Source organism: Desulfosporosinus shakirovi, assembly GCF_020595055.1.
Classification (GTDB): domain Bacteria; phylum Bacillota; class Desulfitobacteriia; order Desulfitobacteriales; family Desulfitobacteriaceae; genus Desulfosporosinus; species Desulfosporosinus shakirovi.
In genome coordinates this window covers 1-14,913 of sequence record NZ_JAJDOO010000019.1, presented here as the reverse complement: position 1 = coordinate 14,913, position 14,913 = coordinate 1, and the positions used below count along the sequence as shown (strand labels likewise).

The 14,913-nt window shown below is 43.0% G+C and carries 17 protein-coding genes and 1 riboswitch; of the genes, 14 read left to right on the top strand and 3 right to left on the bottom strand.

Annotation, left to right across the window (positions count from 1 at the left end; genetic code table 11):
• The first annotated feature begins 161 nt into the window (after positions 1-161).
• Positions 162-1,079, top strand: coding sequence for a TIGR01212 family radical SAM protein (locus LJE72_RS15965; RefSeq protein WP_229248878.1), 918 nt, complete (start codon positions 162-164; stop codon positions 1,077-1,079).
• A gap of 47 nt (positions 1,080-1,126) precedes the next feature.
• Here the strand turns inward: LJE72_RS15965 and LJE72_RS15960 are convergent, their stop codons facing one another.
• Both LJE72_RS15960 and eam read right to left on the bottom strand, forming a co-directional pair.
• A complete protein-coding gene (locus tag LJE72_RS15960; protein WP_229248774.1) occupies positions 1,127-1,309 on the bottom strand; it encodes a hypothetical protein in 183 nt (60 codons plus the stop codon).
• A gap of 35 nt (positions 1,310-1,344) precedes the next feature.
• A complete protein-coding gene (eam, locus tag LJE72_RS15955) occupies positions 1,345-2,595 on the bottom strand; it encodes a glutamate 2,3-aminomutase (RefSeq protein ID WP_229248773.1) in 1,251 nt (416 codons plus the stop codon).
• A 220-nt stretch (positions 2,596-2,815) separates the two neighbouring features.
• Positions 2,816-2,944: riboswitch (cyclic di-AMP (ydaO/yuaA leader) on the bottom strand.
• Positions 2,945-3,124: 180 nt separating this feature from the next.
• Here eam and LJE72_RS15950 point away from each other — a divergent pair.
• The 5 genes from LJE72_RS15950 to LJE72_RS15930 all read left to right on the top strand — a co-directional run bounded on the left by LJE72_RS15950 (position 3,125) and on the right by LJE72_RS15930 (position 7,198).
• Positions 3,125-3,724: a TrkA C-terminal domain-containing protein gene (locus LJE72_RS15950; RefSeq protein ID WP_229248772.1), complete on the top strand. Its 600-nt coding sequence runs from the start codon at positions 3,125-3,127 to the stop codon at positions 3,722-3,724.
• 21 nt (positions 3,725-3,745) lie between these two features.
• Positions 3,746-4,102, top strand: coding sequence for a holo-ACP synthase (acpS, locus tag LJE72_RS15945; protein ID WP_229248771.1), 357 nt, complete (start codon positions 3,746-3,748; stop codon positions 4,100-4,102).
• A gap of 23 nt (positions 4,103-4,125) precedes the next feature.
• On the top strand, positions 4,126-5,712 hold the full coding sequence (locus LJE72_RS15940; RefSeq protein ID WP_229248769.1) for an NAD(P)H-hydrate dehydratase: 1,587 nt from the start codon (positions 4,126-4,128) through the stop codon (positions 5,710-5,712).
• A 3-nt stretch (positions 5,713-5,715) separates the two neighbouring features.
• Positions 5,716-6,837, top strand: a complete 1,122-nt coding sequence (alr, locus tag LJE72_RS15935; protein ID WP_229248768.1) for an alanine racemase — start codon at positions 5,716-5,718, stop codon at positions 6,835-6,837.
• A 109-nt stretch (positions 6,838-6,946) separates the two neighbouring features.
• A complete protein-coding gene (locus LJE72_RS15930) occupies positions 6,947-7,198 on the top strand; it encodes a hypothetical protein (RefSeq protein WP_229248767.1) in 252 nt (83 codons plus the stop codon).
• Positions 7,199-7,302: 104 nt separating this feature from the next.
• On the opposite strand, the gene LJE72_RS15925 is transcribed toward LJE72_RS15930, so the two are convergent.
• Positions 7,303-8,109, bottom strand: a complete 807-nt coding sequence (locus LJE72_RS15925) for an undecaprenyl-diphosphate phosphatase (RefSeq protein ID WP_229248766.1) — start codon at positions 8,107-8,109, stop codon at positions 7,303-7,305.
• Positions 8,110-8,422: 313 nt separating this feature from the next.
• On the opposite strand from LJE72_RS15925, the gene LJE72_RS15920 reads away from it, so the two are divergent.
• From LJE72_RS15920 to LJE72_RS15885, 8 genes are all read left to right on the top strand, one after another.
• Positions 8,423-9,829: a MurT ligase domain-containing protein gene (locus LJE72_RS15920; protein ID WP_229248765.1), complete on the top strand. Its 1,407-nt coding sequence runs from the start codon at positions 8,423-8,425 to the stop codon at positions 9,827-9,829.
• A complete protein-coding gene (locus LJE72_RS15915) occupies positions 9,826-10,578 on the top strand; it encodes a type 1 glutamine amidotransferase (RefSeq protein ID WP_229248764.1) in 753 nt (250 codons plus the stop codon). Before LJE72_RS15920 ends, LJE72_RS15915 begins: the two co-directional genes overlap by 4 nt.
• 247 nt (positions 10,579-10,825) lie before the next feature.
• Positions 10,826-11,104, top strand: coding sequence for a CopG family ribbon-helix-helix protein (locus tag LJE72_RS15910; RefSeq protein ID WP_073030780.1), 279 nt, complete (start codon positions 10,826-10,828; stop codon positions 11,102-11,104).
• Positions 11,101-11,451 carry a type II toxin-antitoxin system PemK/MazF family toxin gene (locus LJE72_RS15905; RefSeq protein WP_073030781.1) on the top strand — a complete coding sequence of 117 codons (351 nt, stop codon included), beginning with the start codon at positions 11,101-11,103 and terminating at the stop codon, positions 11,449-11,451. Before LJE72_RS15910 ends, LJE72_RS15905 begins: the two co-directional genes overlap by 4 nt.
• Positions 11,452-11,844: 393 nt before the next feature.
• Positions 11,845-12,570, top strand: a complete 726-nt coding sequence (locus LJE72_RS15900; protein ID WP_229248763.1) for an amino acid ABC transporter ATP-binding protein — start codon at positions 11,845-11,847, stop codon at positions 12,568-12,570.
• A 101-nt stretch (positions 12,571-12,671) separates the two neighbouring features.
• Positions 12,672-13,481 carry a transporter substrate-binding domain-containing protein gene (locus LJE72_RS15895; protein ID WP_229248762.1) on the top strand — a complete coding sequence of 270 codons (810 nt, stop codon included), beginning with the start codon at positions 12,672-12,674 and terminating at the stop codon, positions 13,479-13,481.
• Positions 13,481-14,152 carry an amino acid ABC transporter permease gene (locus tag LJE72_RS15890; protein ID WP_229248761.1) on the top strand — a complete coding sequence of 224 codons (672 nt, stop codon included), beginning with the start codon at positions 13,481-13,483 and terminating at the stop codon, positions 14,150-14,152. Before LJE72_RS15895 ends, LJE72_RS15890 begins: the two co-directional genes overlap by 1 nt.
• Positions 14,149-14,799 carry an amino acid ABC transporter permease gene (locus tag LJE72_RS15885; protein WP_229248760.1) on the top strand — a complete coding sequence of 217 codons (651 nt, stop codon included), beginning with the start codon at positions 14,149-14,151 and terminating at the stop codon, positions 14,797-14,799. Before LJE72_RS15890 ends, LJE72_RS15885 begins: the two co-directional genes overlap by 4 nt.
• Positions 14,800-14,913 lie beyond the last annotated feature (114 nt).

The window sequence follows — 14,913 nt, the reverse complement described above, 5'->3', positions numbered from 1 at the left end:
CTTGCCTTTCGTATAGTTACAATTGATGTTTAGAGTCAATAATTGGAGGCTGATTAACCTTACGCCACAACCAAAAGCAAAAGGTAATTATTCCCATGCTAACTACCTAACCTGGTCAGAAGATGAAAGATGGGAGATCATCATAAAGAATGGAAGCAAGTATGCAAAAGAAACGATATCTTACGTTTAATGAACATTTACGTAATCGATTTAGGGAGAAAGTTTTTAAGGTCTCTTTGGACGCTGGATTTACATGCCCAAATCGAGATGGAACCTTGGGGTGGAGCGGGTGTGTCTATTGCAGCGAGCGAGGATCCGGGGATTTTGCCGGAGATCAGAAGTTACCTCTTCATGATCAATTTGTTGAAGTTTCAGAACGAATGAAGCGGAAATGGCCAAGCGCAAAATATATCGCTTATTTCCAAGCGTATACCAATACCTATGCCTCGCCGGAAAGGTTACGTGAGGTTTATGAAGAAGCCCTGGCAGAAGAAAATGTCATTGGATTATCCGTCTCAACAAGGCCGGACTGCTTACCGGAAGATGTGCTCGACTATCTTGAGGAACTGAATCGGCAGACGTATTTATGGGTAGAGCTGGGTTTGCAAAGCAGTCATGATCGAACTATGGAATGGATTAGAAGGGGACATGATTATTCCCGATTTCTTAAGGGTCTAGAACAATTACGATCCAGAGGGATACAGGTTTGCGCCCATATAATTCTAGGCTTGCCTGGGGAATCAAAAGCAGAAATGCTGGAAACAGCGCGGGCGGTTGCCGGTCTGCCTATACAAGGGATTAAAATTCATTTGTTACACGTGCTCAGGGGCACTCCATTGGCAACAATTTATGAAAGTAAGCCATTTGAACTCATGACGAAAGAGGACTATGTCTCTCTTGTTGTGGATATTCTGGAAATTTTACCGCCAGAGATGGTGATTCATCGTTTGACCGGAGATGGCCCCCCAGATGATCTAATCGGGCCTCTTTGGAGTCGGAAGAAGTGGGAAGTTCTTAATGCCATCGACGCTGAGTTAGAACTCAGAGATACATGGCAAGGGAAAAGGGCGGAGAAATAGCGACCCCGAAGGGTCGCTAAAGAGAAGGAGAAAAATGAAGTTCGGATTTAAGGCCTGAGCTTAGGCCGTGATAACTGATCTGGCTGCATGGATGCATTATAACAGAAGTTTTTCGGCTTAGACTGGGGTGGCGTGAGTTTAAAGCTAGGTGCTAAATTCAAGTAACGTTTGATATCTGAATTTGTAGCAATTATTCGTTGGCTTATTTGATCATTATTGAGACGTTCCATATTGCACTCGCCTCCTTGTATTATAACTATTTCTATTATGGGGTTTCGTACTGGACAAGTTTTCCTTCCCAAGTACGTAAAACTGCTTTGTTTTCATCAAGAGATACCAGGTATTGAGGTAATATGGGTGTCTTACCTCCGCCCTTCGGGGCATTTATAATATAAGTTGGCACCGCAAGACCCGAAGTATATCCTCGTAACTGATCCATTATGGCAAGCCCGTCTTGAATCCGAGGAACAAAATGGCGTGTTCCCTTGACGTTTTTGGCATGGAAGATATAATATGGGCGAACCCTGATTTTGAGGAGTTCATGATTTAGTTTCTTCATGACCTCTGGTTGATGGTTTATTCCTTTGAGTAAAACCGATTGATTACCCAAGACCACCCCGGCTGCAATAAGTTTGTCAGCCGCTTTTTTAGCATCTTCAGATACCTCTTTGGGGTGATTAAACTGTGTGTTAATATAAAGGGGTGGATATTTAGCTAATATTGAGCACAGTTCGTCCGTTATGCGCATAGGAAGAGTCACTGGAGCCCTTGTGCCAAGCCGCTTGATTTCTACGTGAGGAATTGAGTGAAGTTCTCCCAGAAGCCAATCCAGAGTGAGATCACTAAGAAGCAAGGCATCTCCGCCAGTTACTAAGACGTCTCGAATTTCGGGATTGGCGCGAATATAATCTAGAGCTGCTTTAAGTTCTGCTCGTTGGGTATGAGTATCGGTTTCACCAATATTACGTCTGCGCTGGCAGTGCCGGCAGTACATAGCACACATATTTGTGACGTTTATAATTAACCGATCCGGGTATCTGCGAGTAATCCCTGGAGCAGGAGATGTGATTTCTTCGCCCATAGGATCATCTTCGCCAAAGTCTTCGACGAGTTCAGCTAATGAAGGCAATCCTTGAAGCCGAATTGGGTCCAGAGGGTCCGTATCACTCATTAAACTTAGATAATAAGGGGATACAGCCCAGCGATAGGTTTTTCCTGCGCGGTCAATTTCCTCACATTGATCTAAAGTTAATCCGGGAAGCAGAGCCATCAAGACATGAGGGTCTGAAATTCTATGCGCCATTTGCCAGTGCCAACTTTCCCAGTCCTCAAGTGTGGCGTCGAAATAACTTAGAATATCTGCACGGCGGGATTCATAGGTTTGTGTAAGTGAAAATCCCGTAGGAACTTTTTTTGAATCATTGAGATATGGAATAACCATTTGTTTAAGCTCAACTGCGCGCTTAAGCGCATATTGTCGAAATGTGCCTGAACGTTCTTGGAGTTCGACAGCCATATATATTCCTCCTTTATCTGTTTCCGGTTGAAACTTAATTCATCCAGCTGCGCTTTTCTCTAGTAATGGAGGTGTTTTGTACGCCATCCGTGGCCCAACGCATAAGTGCCGCTATGGCTACCGCTTGCGCGGAAGCTTGGCGCTAAGCCAAGCCTTCTAAAAAACAAAAAAGAACCAATCAAATCGTCGGTTCCCAAAAGAATTAAACGCGAAATATCACGCTAACGTGTTTCAACGCTTACGAGGTTAGCTGTCGGATTCGAGCTGAAAACTGCTCTACGCCATTTGGCGATTCACCCCAAGAAGTGGTTCCCCCGTTTTCCTTTTGGAAATTCAGCAAGGTAAAAATATTCAGTTTACTGACAACCTTATATTAACACAAGAGTTGTTACTTGTCAATAGCATGATGTAACCAAGATTTGGCTATGTTATAATAGGTTGAAATTCGATTGGATATTTTATTATTAGTTATTCAAACCACGAACTATAAACCACGAATCAGCGAGATTGAATAAGGGGTTGAACATAATTGGAAAAGGCTCGGTATCAGGAAATTGCTATTGATATAGCTCACGCTATCATGATGGGAGAATATCATGAAGGAGTGAAAATTCATGGCCGTTCGACGTTAGCAGGACGGTATAATGTTTCTCCAGAAACTATTCGCCGGGCCATCGCAGTTTTGCAAAATGTCGGTGTGGTTGTGGTCAGTCAAGGAGTAGGGATCACCGTAACCTCAAAGGCCATGGCAGAAAAATTTGTTAAATCCTTTGATCAAAAAGGAGAAATTCAAGTCTTTGTTGAAGATCTTAAGAAGCTTATGGATCAAAGGCGTGAAATTGACTTAAAGATTGAAAGTCACCTTAATAAATTCCTGGGTTATACTGACCGCCTAATGTCTCGGTGGTTGGATGTTGGAGAAATCGAAATCGGAAAAACATCCCCTGCCATTGGCAAGACTTTGAGAGAATTAAAAATTCGAGAGCGAACAGGGGCAACTATTGTGGCAGTGGTTCGAGATGGATTGGAACAATTTTCTCCAGACGCCAGCTTTGTTCTGCGTGGAGAGGACGTTCTGCTGGCAGCAGGTTCAGCAGAAGGGCAACAGAAGCTAAGGTCAATTTTATAAGTTGGATGGAGTAAGTTAAAAATGTATCCTGGCATTGATATTATAGAAATAGAACGAGTGGCACAGGCGTTTAAACGTCAACCTAGACTAATTGAGCGCCTTTTCACAATTCGAGAGAGGGAAGCCTTAATTGGGAAAGGTATTCAAAGTTATGCAGCACGTTTTGCTGGAAAAGAGGCAGTTCTTAAGACTTTGGGAACTGGCTTACAAGGATTGTCCTGGCATGATATAGAGATTTTGAGTAACCTAAGGGGAGAACCGCAAGTTTTTCTCAGTCTTAAAGCAATGGATCAGGCGTGTGCCAGGGGCGGATCAGAAGTTCGAGTTAGTTTATCCCATAATCGAACTCAAGCGATGGCGTTCGCAATTTTAAGCTAATATAGGGAACTGGGGTGGGGAAAGTGCGTGTGGTCAATGCAGAACAGATGCGGCAGATAGAAGAAAAAGCCATTCATCATTATGGTATTCCAAGTTTGCTCCTTATGGAAAATGCAGCCTGGGCAGTCGTCGAAGAGATTCGACGTTGTATCCCCAAAGGGAAGGAGGGGCTAAACGGTCGAAAAGCAGTGATTCTTGTTGGCAAAGGAAATAACGGCGGAGATGGGTTGGCTGTTGCTCGACATCTGGTTTTTCAAGGGATGGATGTTACGGTTTTAGTATTTGCTGCACTTAAGGAATTAAAGGGAGATGCTGTTTTAAATTTGCATCTTTTTCAAGGCACCACCGGTAAGCTATTTGTAATCGAAGGAGAGAAACAGCGGCGGTTAACACGATTGGCTCTGGCGCAAGCAGATGTGGTTGTAGATGCACTTTTTGGAATTGGAATGCGTGGGGCTTTGCCTGGACTGATTGAAGAATATGTGGATGAAGTGAACTGTGCTCCCGGATGGGTGGTTTCTATTGATATTCCCAGCGGGGTTGAGGCTAATACCGGTAAAGTTTATCGAACTGCGGTTCGGGCCCAAACTACAGTTACCTTTGGGCTTCCCAAATGGGGCCTTTTTCTCGGTGAAGGGCCTGAATATTGTGGACGGGTTGTAGTGGATCCTATTTCTATTCCGGAATCCTATCTGGTAGAGGAAGGGATTTCTACGTTTATATTGATGGATGATGATGTGCGCGATATGATTCCTATTCGTCATCTCAAAGGGCATAAAGGAACTCATGGAAAAGGTATTCTTGTGGCAGGGTCTAAAGGGATGAGCGGGGCATCAGTGTTAGCAGGACAAGGAGCTTTGCGAAGTGGAATTGGGTTGTTACAAATCGTTACTCCACAAGGGATTGCAAAAGAAGTGGATGCAAGCATCACGGAGGCAACTGTTTGGTCTGCGCCTGGAGAAGATTTCTTGAATGAAGAAGCTTGGCAGGTAGTCTTAAAACAATCTGAGAAAGCTAAAGCCCTTGCTGCAGGTCCGGGTCTAGGTGAGAATATAGAGTTTATTTCTGTTTTAGAAGAAATTCTTAAAAATATTAGTTGCCCAATTGTCTTGGATGCTGACGCCCTTAATCTCATAGCATTAGAACCAGGTCTGTTGAGTTTGAGAAATGGAAGAGGCGAGTTGATACTTACGCCTCATCCCGGTGAAATGGCTCGACTCTGTCAATGCAGTGTTGAAGATCTTGAGCGGAATCGGTTAGATATTGCGGTGGTAAAAGCAGTTGAGTGGGAGGCTGTGGTCGTTTTAAAGGGTTCTGTGACTATCATTGCTTCCCCTGATGGTCGTGCTTTCTTTAACCCAACCGGAAATCCCGGACTTGGTGCAGGGGGGACGGGAGATGTTCTTACCGGGAGTATTCTTGCTTGGTTAGCCCAAGGAGTTTCACCGTTGGAAGCGGCTTGTCTGGGCGTATATTTACATGGTAAAGCAGCGGATGAGTTAGCAAAAGAGTTCGGTTGGTCTGGATTCACAGCCTCAGAAGTAGCAGATCAAATTCCTAAAGTGAGGCGTGCATTAGAGTATAAGGGTTTAGAGGGAAAGAGGGGATAAACTATGGGAGGGAGACCGGTCTGGGCTGAGGTGAATCTGCAAACCCTTAGAGAAAATTTCTACAAGCTTCAGACATATACTAAAAGTGAAATAATGCCGATTGTAAAGGCGGATGCTTACGGACATGGAGCGATTCCCGTTGTAAAAACGCTTATAGCCTGTGGTGCAAAGCGTTTTGGGGTTGCTCTTTTGCAAGAAGCCCTGGAAATTAAAGCGGCGTTTCCTGAGGTTGAGGTCATGGTCATTGGTGCTATGGAAGGGAATGAGTCGGATACTTTAGTTGAAAGGGATATTATTTCCACCGTTTTTCAATTTGCTCAGGCTCAAGCACTTTCCGAGTCAGCAGTGAGGCTTAACCGAAGGGCGAGACTACATATAAAAATTGATACAGGGATGGGGCGAATCGGATTTCGTGAGACCGACGTCGCTGAGATTCTAAGAATTGCCGATTTACCCAATCTGTTTATTGAAGGTATTTTCACACATTTTGCGACTGCGGACCAAAGAGATTTGTCATTTGCCAGAAAACAGTTAAAATCTTTTAAAACTGTCTATGAAGAGCTGAAGAGGGCCGGACTAACTATTCCGATCCGCCATGCGGCTAATAGCGCGGGGATCATTCAATTCCCGGAATCACATTTTGAGCTTGTTCGTCTGGGAATTAGTCTCTATGGACTCACTCCATCTTCTCAAATTGACGGGAATATTGGACTAGAACCGGTAATGGCTTGGAAAGCTAAAGTGTCACATGTCAAAAGTATCAATACCGGAGAGACTGTAAGCTATGGCTGCACATTTCAAGCGGCTTACCCTACGGTTGTGGCGACTGTCCCGGTAGGTTATGCGGACGGAATGCGCAGAGCTCTTTCCAATCAAGGGGAAATGCTGATCCATGGAAGACGTTCAACAATTATAGGGCGGATCTGTATGGATCAGACTATGCTGGATGTAACTAAGATACCGGGAGTAAAAATAGAGGATGTCGTAACTATTTTGGGAAAAGATGGAAACGAACGACTGACAGCGGCAGAAATGGCAGATTGGATGGGTACCATTAGCTATGAAGTAGTTTGTGGAATTTCTAAACGGGTTCCGCGAGTTTATAGTGATCCAACGGAGCATTGATGCGATCCTTTGTTTAATGTCCGAAGTGATTTAATTATTAAAAGTAAAACTCTTTGAGACATAAAACCCTTTGTTGCCTCATAAATTGTGGCAAGGGGGTGCCATGTCTATGTTTGATCTAACTACTGGGTTGAGTTATGCCTTTTTTATGCTTTGCCTGGTGCTCGGGTGGGGTGCTGCTGGAGCTTTGGATTACGATGGCATCCTGCATCGGTCTACATCTCGGTGGGGGAGATTTTTACTGCGTATAGGCGTAGCTTTAGTATTGGCTGAGGGATTTCGAATTTTCTTAAGCTTTGTGCTGGGGCCGGTACTAGATCTAGTTGTAAATAAAAGCATCAATGGATTTAAAGCTTTCTAAATTTCACGTACAAGACTTGATCTGTGAATTGACTTAGGGATAAGAAGAGACCCTCCAGAATTTCCTGGAGGGTCTCTTCGAAGTCCTATCAACCTATAAGAAATCTAGGCCGGTATAAAACCAAAATACATAAGCACAATGATTCCGAATACAACTCGGTAGTAACCAAAGAGCTTAAAATCCTTTTTGCTAACGTAACTCATGAATCCTGCGATTACTAACCAGGCCACGATAAACGATATGAAGAATCCGAAAGCTACCACTAGAAACTCATGTGAGTTTAATGTGAGTCCATTTTTTAACAATGTGTAACCAGAGGCAGCAACCATAGTAGGAATGGCTAAGAAGAAGGAAAATTCTGCAGCTACAACCCTTGAAGCACCTAATAACATGGCCCCTATTATGGTTGAGGCTGAGCGTGAGGTTCCGGGTATCATAGCTAAACACTGGATAAACCCAATCAAAAGAGCAGTTCTGTAAGTGAGTTGTTTCATGGATTTAATATTGAAGGCAGGTTTCTTGCTTTCAATATATAATAAAATTAATCCTCCGATTATGAGGGCTATAGCAACAACTGTCGTATTAAACAAAAGTTCTTCTATGTAATCCGCTACTAGAAAGCCAATTCCAAGGGCAGGGAGAACTCCGACCAGGGTCTTTTTCCATAGCTCAAATATTTCTTGATTTTTGGCTGACTTATAATTGCCGAAGGGAATAAGTCTATGTCGAAAGTAAACAACGACGGAAAGAATTGCGCCCAGTTGTATTACTACATCAAACATATTGGCAAATTGTTCCGTAAACCCAACAAACTGGTTCACTATGATTAGGTGCCCTGTCGAAGAAATCGGGAGGAATTCGGTAATTCCTTCTACGATCCCTAAAATCAAGGAGCTGACATAATCATTCAAAGCATCATCTCATTTCTAAGTATTGACCACACACCTGACTATTATCCCATAGTTTTAATAAGCGAGTCAATAAATTCAAGTCCATATTTACTGTCAAGAAACGACAAAACAGGCAGCAATAATTATTAACATCTAAGTTTGGCATGGTAAAATAGATAATCAGAAGACTATCTAAAACATGAAATCTATTTTTAATTCTAAAGTGCTAAATGATTGGAAGGCTTAAAAAGATAAGGTTTGTTTTATATGGATTTTGGTTGATAATACACATAAGAGTGCTACAATGTATGAGATAACAATTAAAGGAGTAAACATGAAGCGAACATGGCGTTTTTGGCTTGCCTTATGGGCTGGTAAGATAATAACTATGGGGCTGTTAGTTACAGGAAAAAAAGGGACGACCCTGCCCGGAAAGATTGCCAACTGGATTGACCCGCAGATCATGCGCCACTTGAGTGGGGCCTATACTGATGGGATTATCATGGTTACCGGGACCAATGGAAAAACGACAACGGCTAATCTCCTGGCAAGTATTTTGCGGCAAGCCGGAAAAGTGTTTGCCTTTAACCAAGCGGGCGCGAACCTAGTGACTGGAATTACTGGAGCGTTAATACAGAATACAGGCTGGAATGGTTTATCACGAGCGAGTTTAGCATTGCTAGAAGTGGATGAAGCGACAGTTCCTAAGTTTTGTGAGCACGTGTCTCCCAGTTTAGCGATTGTCACTAACTTTTTCCGTGATCAGCTCGATCGTTACGGAGAATTAGATACTACAGTACGTATGGTTAAAGGATCTTTGCCGAAAGAAACGGTTCTTGTCTTAAATGCGGACGATCCTTTAGTTGCTCAGTTTGGTACGAATCATAATCAGGCAATTTATTATGGGGTGGAGCGCACTCCAGACAGCCAAGGTGATAGTCAGGAGACACGGGAAGCCAGGTTTTGCCCCGGATGTGGAGCGGCCTTAGATTATACGCTGTTTCACTACGGTCAATTGGGGATTTTCAAGTGTTCAGGGTGTGGTTTCCATCGTCCTGAACCTGAAATACTGGCGAAGGATGTTCATCAGGATGAAGGGTTGCTGCTGTTTCAGGTTGATGAGGTTGTCTTTAGGATAGCGCTGCAAGGGTATTATAATCTGTACAATGCACTTGCAGCTCTTACGGCAGCCCGTGAATTAGGTTTCAAGGATAAAGTTATTGAAAAGGGACTGCGAGTGTTTATCCCTCAAGCCGGACGGATGGAACGGTTTAGTCTCCCGGAGGGAGAAATCACCTTAACTCTCGTTAAAAATCCGACAGGGTTTGATCAGGTCATTCAGACAATGATTGGTGTCGATAGACCCCTGGGGATTTTAATCGGAATTAATGATCTAGCGGCGGATGGGCGAGATATTTCTTGGCTTTGGGATGTGAACTTTGAACGATTAGGAACGCATGAGGCACGGATACAGAAAGTGGTATGTACAGGTCTTCGTGCGGAAGACATGGCCTTAAGGCTAAAATATGCCGGCGTATCCGTCGAGAAACTTATACTTGAACATAGTTTAGCTGGAGCCCTAAAGATGTTGACAGGAAGTTGGGCAGAGGGTGAAGCCTGGTTTATATTACCCACGTATACTCTGCTCTTTCCGCTTCGGGAGATCGTGGAAGACTGTCAAAAGAGTGCGAGGCTATCGAATTCGGGAGCTAAGGAACGTGGAGAGGAGGCAAGGGCGTGAAACTTGCTATTTGCCATCTGTATCCGGATTTACTAGACCTTTATGGAGATAGAGGTAATATTTTAACGTTAGCGGCTCGGTGCCGTTGGAGGGGAATTGAACCAGTAATTCAAAAAGCCTCGTTAGGGGAAGACTTGGATTTCATGGGTATGGATATTTTGTTTATTGGCGGCGGTTCTGACCGTGAACAAGGCCTGTTGGTTCAAGATCTTATGCGTCGGGAGAATGAACTTAGAAAGGCCATTGAGAATGGTCTCGTTGTGCTTTCTATTTGCGGTGGTTATCAAATGTTAGGAAACTACTATCAAATGGCTAATGGGGAAAGAATCAATGGGTTGGGCATCTTGGATGTCTGGACAATTGCTGGAGCAAAGCGTCTGATAGGAAATGTGGTTGTGGAGCTTGACGAGAAAGGATCAAGAGGTAATTCCAATAAATATAGGACGATGGTTGGGTTTGAGAATCATTCAGGCAAAACTTATTTGGGTGAAGGGATTAGCCCTTTGGGCAGAGTCCTATTCGGTCATGGAAATAACGGTGAGGACAGTGGGGAAGGGGTACGTTACCTCAACGTCTTTGGAACATATTTACATGGACCGCTCCTCCCTAAGAATCCGCATCTCGCCGATTTGTTGTTAGAATTGGCTATTCAAAGGCGTGGAGTGGACACTTCCTTGATGGAACTTGACGATTGCTTGGAAGATTTAGCGCATAAGGCCATGGTCAAAAGGCTATTGAAACAGGCCTAAAATCATGGCTATGATTGGTTAATAACAAAAATCAGTATATCAAGAGTGATATACTGATATACTATAGTTAATGAAGGATTCTTGATAGAATTTCTCATCCATATTGTATCTTACCATAATTTACATGGTGAAATGACCTTGTTTTCAAGGGGTTTTGGTTTAATTACTTGTTGAATTCGTTGACACATTTTTAGATTACTGTCTATAATAGAGTATAGCTTTAGCTAAATGACTTGGGGGTGCAAATGTGGCAGAAAGTAAGCGAATTATGATTAGTTTGCCGGAGAGTTTGCTTGCGGAGGTTGATGGGATCGTCACAGTTGAAAAGCGTAATCGCAGCGAATTTATTCGAGAAGCATTGAATAGCATCCTTCACGAACGCCGGAAGAAGGGAATCCATGAGCAAATGCGTAAAGGGTACCTCGAAATGGCGCAACTGAATTTATCCATAGCTAGAGAATTATTTCAAACGGAACAAGAAGTATTAGAGTATTATGAAGAAACGATGGTGGCGTATCAGAGATGATGATAAAACGCGGGGAAATTTATTACGCTGAGCTTAACCCCGTCGTCGGCTCAGAACAGGGAGGAACTCGTCCCGTCCTCGTGGTCCAAAATGACATAGGGAATCAATTTAGTCCGACGACAATTATTGCCGCGATCACTTCACAGATTGCTAAAGCGAAATTACCGACTCACGTAGAGGTAAGAGCTAAACGCAGCGGATTAGAACGGGATTCAGTCATCCTTACGGAGCAGATCAGAACGATTGATAAAAGTCGGCTGAAGGAAAAAGTAGCGGTATTGGATGAAGAAGTGATGCTAAGAGTAGATCAAGCCATCGAAATTAGTTTAGGGCTTGCGGATATTTGACATATAGTTTCTGAAGAGGCAGCGCTGCGGGATGAATACCGACGCTGTTTTTGTTTGGCATAGATGACAAATACCAAAGAGAGACGACTACTGTCGTCCCTCTTTGTACGGGTTCACCTGCACACATGTCACAGATAAGAATATCTTTACAAACATGAGTTCCATAGCAAATGTTATCTCCGATTTTAGTCGCGCCATTTGCGCGATCTCAATGTCAGCTCGACTTTTAGTTTAGAACAAGTGCAAGTCTTTGTCAACTTTGAAGAGTGTATACAGTATTTCTTATTAATTAATAGAGGGTTTTGTGGATTTATGACGAATAAATTATACATAAATAACATACTTTAGAGGAACTAAATGGTGAAAAATACAAGAAATGGAAGGAGAGCCCGCTTGATTCAATTAGAAGGGGTAAATAAACATTTTGGTCATTTGCACGTCTTGAAAGATATTAATCTAACGGTAAAGTCGGGAGAAAAATTGGTGGTCATTGGCCCCAGTGGATCAGGCAAGAGCACATTAATTCGATGTATGAACCTGTTAGAAAAGCCAAGTTCAGGTAAAGTTACGGTGGACGGTGTAGACATAACTGCTCATAAGGCATTAGTGGCTAAAGTTCGTCAGTCAGTTGCTATGGTATTCCAGCAATTTAACCTCTACCCACACAAAACAGTTTTGGAAAATTTAACTCTTGCCCCTATGCTTATTAAGAAAGTGCCTCAGGCAGAAGCAGTTAAGGCTGGTCTGGCTTATCTTGATCGTGTGGGATTAAAAGAAAAAGCTAATGTATATCCGTCGCAACTTTCTGGAGGGCAGCAACAACGTGTAGCCATTGCTAGGGCCTTGGCAATGCGGCCTAAGATTATGCTCTTTGATGAGCCTACATCGGCTCTAGATCCGGAAATGATCCAGGAAGTTCTGGATGTTATGGTTGATTTAGCTCATGAGGGAATAACAATGGTCGTTGTCACCCATGAAATGGGTTTTGCTAAAACGGTTGCAGATCGCGTCATCTTCATGGATGATGGACTGATTGTGGAAGAGAATTCTCCCCAACGCTTTTTTGAGAACCCCACTCATGAACGTACGAAGTCATTCTTAAGCCGTATTTTACGCTAATCTTTAAATTCGGTTACTTCATAGAGGGGTAATTATTCCGGTTTAATATGGAAAGCACAGGTAAGCTGTGACTATAGAATTGGAAGAGGGGGATATATATAATGAAGAAATTTGGTATTATTTTAACAAGTCTATTATTAGTTGCAGGTCTGGTAACAGGATGCGGGTCTACTCCGACCACATCAGACAAAGGTACCGACGGATTGCCTGCAGACGTACAGGCTATCAAAGACCGAGGGGTTCTAAAAGTAGGGGTCAAAGTCGATGTTCCTAATTTTGGATATAAGGATCCAAAGACAGAAGAAATCACTGGATTTGAAATTGATCTAGCCAAAGCCATCTCTAAAGAGATTTTGGGAACTGAGAAAATCGAAACTACAGCCGTTACAGCAAAAACCCGAGGCCCTTTAGTGGACAGCGGAGATGTAGACCTAGTTATTGCCACATTTACTGTTACTGAAGAGCGCAAAAAGAGTTACAACTTCTCTGACGCGTATTTTACCGATGGTGTAAAATTGATGGTTAAAAAGGATTCCGGTATTCAAGGCCTCAAAGATTTGAACGGTAAAAAGATCGGTGTAGCCCAAAGCGCCACCAGTAAGAAAGCTATCCAAGAGGCTGCTGATAAAATTGAAGCAAAAGTAACCTTTATGGAGTTCAGTACCTATCCGGAAATTAAGGCAGCTTTGGACTCTGGCCGAGTTGACTGTTTCTCCGTAGATGGCTCTATCCTATCTGGTTATTTAGACGATACAACGGTTATTCTGGCGGATAGTTTTAGTCCTCAAGATTATGGAATTGCCTCCAAAAAAGGAAATGACGGATTAGCTAAATTAGTAAATGATACCATAGCTAAGCAGAAAACTTCGGGAGAACTCGATAAAATGATTCAAAAGTGGGGGCTTAAATAGTGGTTGGTCCTTTTGCTTGGTTTAAATGGGAAGCCCTTTTTCGCGATTGGACGGTATTTGCTGAGGGGTTAAAAACCACCATTATGGTGGCCGTCCTTTCCCTTGCATTGGCCCTTATACTGGGAATAGTGTTTGGGGTGCTGGGGACTTCTCAGTGGAAACTCGCCAAGCTGGTAAGTCGCATCTATGTGGAATTTATTCAAAATACGCCACTCGTTATCCAAGTTTATTTCCTCTATCATGGGTTGCCTCATATGGATGTTATGATACCTGTCTTCGCAGTCGGTGTTTTAGGTGTCGGAGTGTATCATGGTGCTTATATTGCGGAAGTGGTCAGGGCTGGAATCGACTCGATACATAAGGGACAAATGGAAGCGGCTTTATCTCAGGGCTTTAGTTTTTGGGGAGCTATGCGGCACGTTATTTTGCCGCAAGCATCCCGAATCGTTTTACCACCGCTCACTAATCAAGCGGTTAACCTGATTAAAAACACATCCGTACTTGCCATGGTTGCCGGCGGTGACCTGATGTATCGTGCGGACTCCTGGTCAAGTGACAATCTCTACTACGGGCCTGCGTATGTCGCAATTGGTCTGCTCTATCTCCTTCTTTGTTTGCCTTTGGCGACCTTGACACGCCGCTTAGAAGGTAAAACGGGGGTGTCATCATGATTCAAGAGGTCTTTAAACCTGAACTAATTCGTTTTCTTGGTCAAGGACTTTTGACGACTATCTATATTGCGGTTATGGCAATTCTGCTTAGTTTTGTCTTTGGAACTGCCCTTGGTATTGCTCGTTACTCAAAACAACCTATTTTGGGTAGAATCGCTACAATCTATATTGAATGCGTTCGTAACATTCCTATGCTTCTTTTTATCTTAGTTTTTCGTTTTATGACCACTATGAAACCGATCAATTCAGGAATTGTCGCAATCGCAGTCTTCACTTCGGCCATTATTGCCGAGATTGTCCGAGGGGGGTTAACCTCCATTGATAAAGGACAGTGGGAAGCCGCTAAATCACAGGGCTTTTCTTATCGTCAAACCCTGATGAATATTATTCTGCCTCAAGCTATGCACAAAATGATTCCCCCTTTAGTATCTCAGTTTATAACAGTTATTAAGGATACATCATTTGTATGGGTTGTAGGTGTAGAAGATTTGACAGGCAAAGGCATGATTATTTTAGGACAATACGGTTCGACCAGTCAGTTCTTTGCTATCTTTGGGATGATTGCATTAACCTATTTCGTTTTGAATTATTCCCTCTCAATTATAGCCCGTCGACAACAACTTAAAATGGTACACCAGAGTTATTAACTTATTTTAACGAGTTGTTAGTAAATATTTTCTGAAAAAAATTATGACCCTTCTTAGTGGGGGATGTAACGAAACTTGTTTTCCGGTTTATTACATCCCCACTCTATTTGTAAT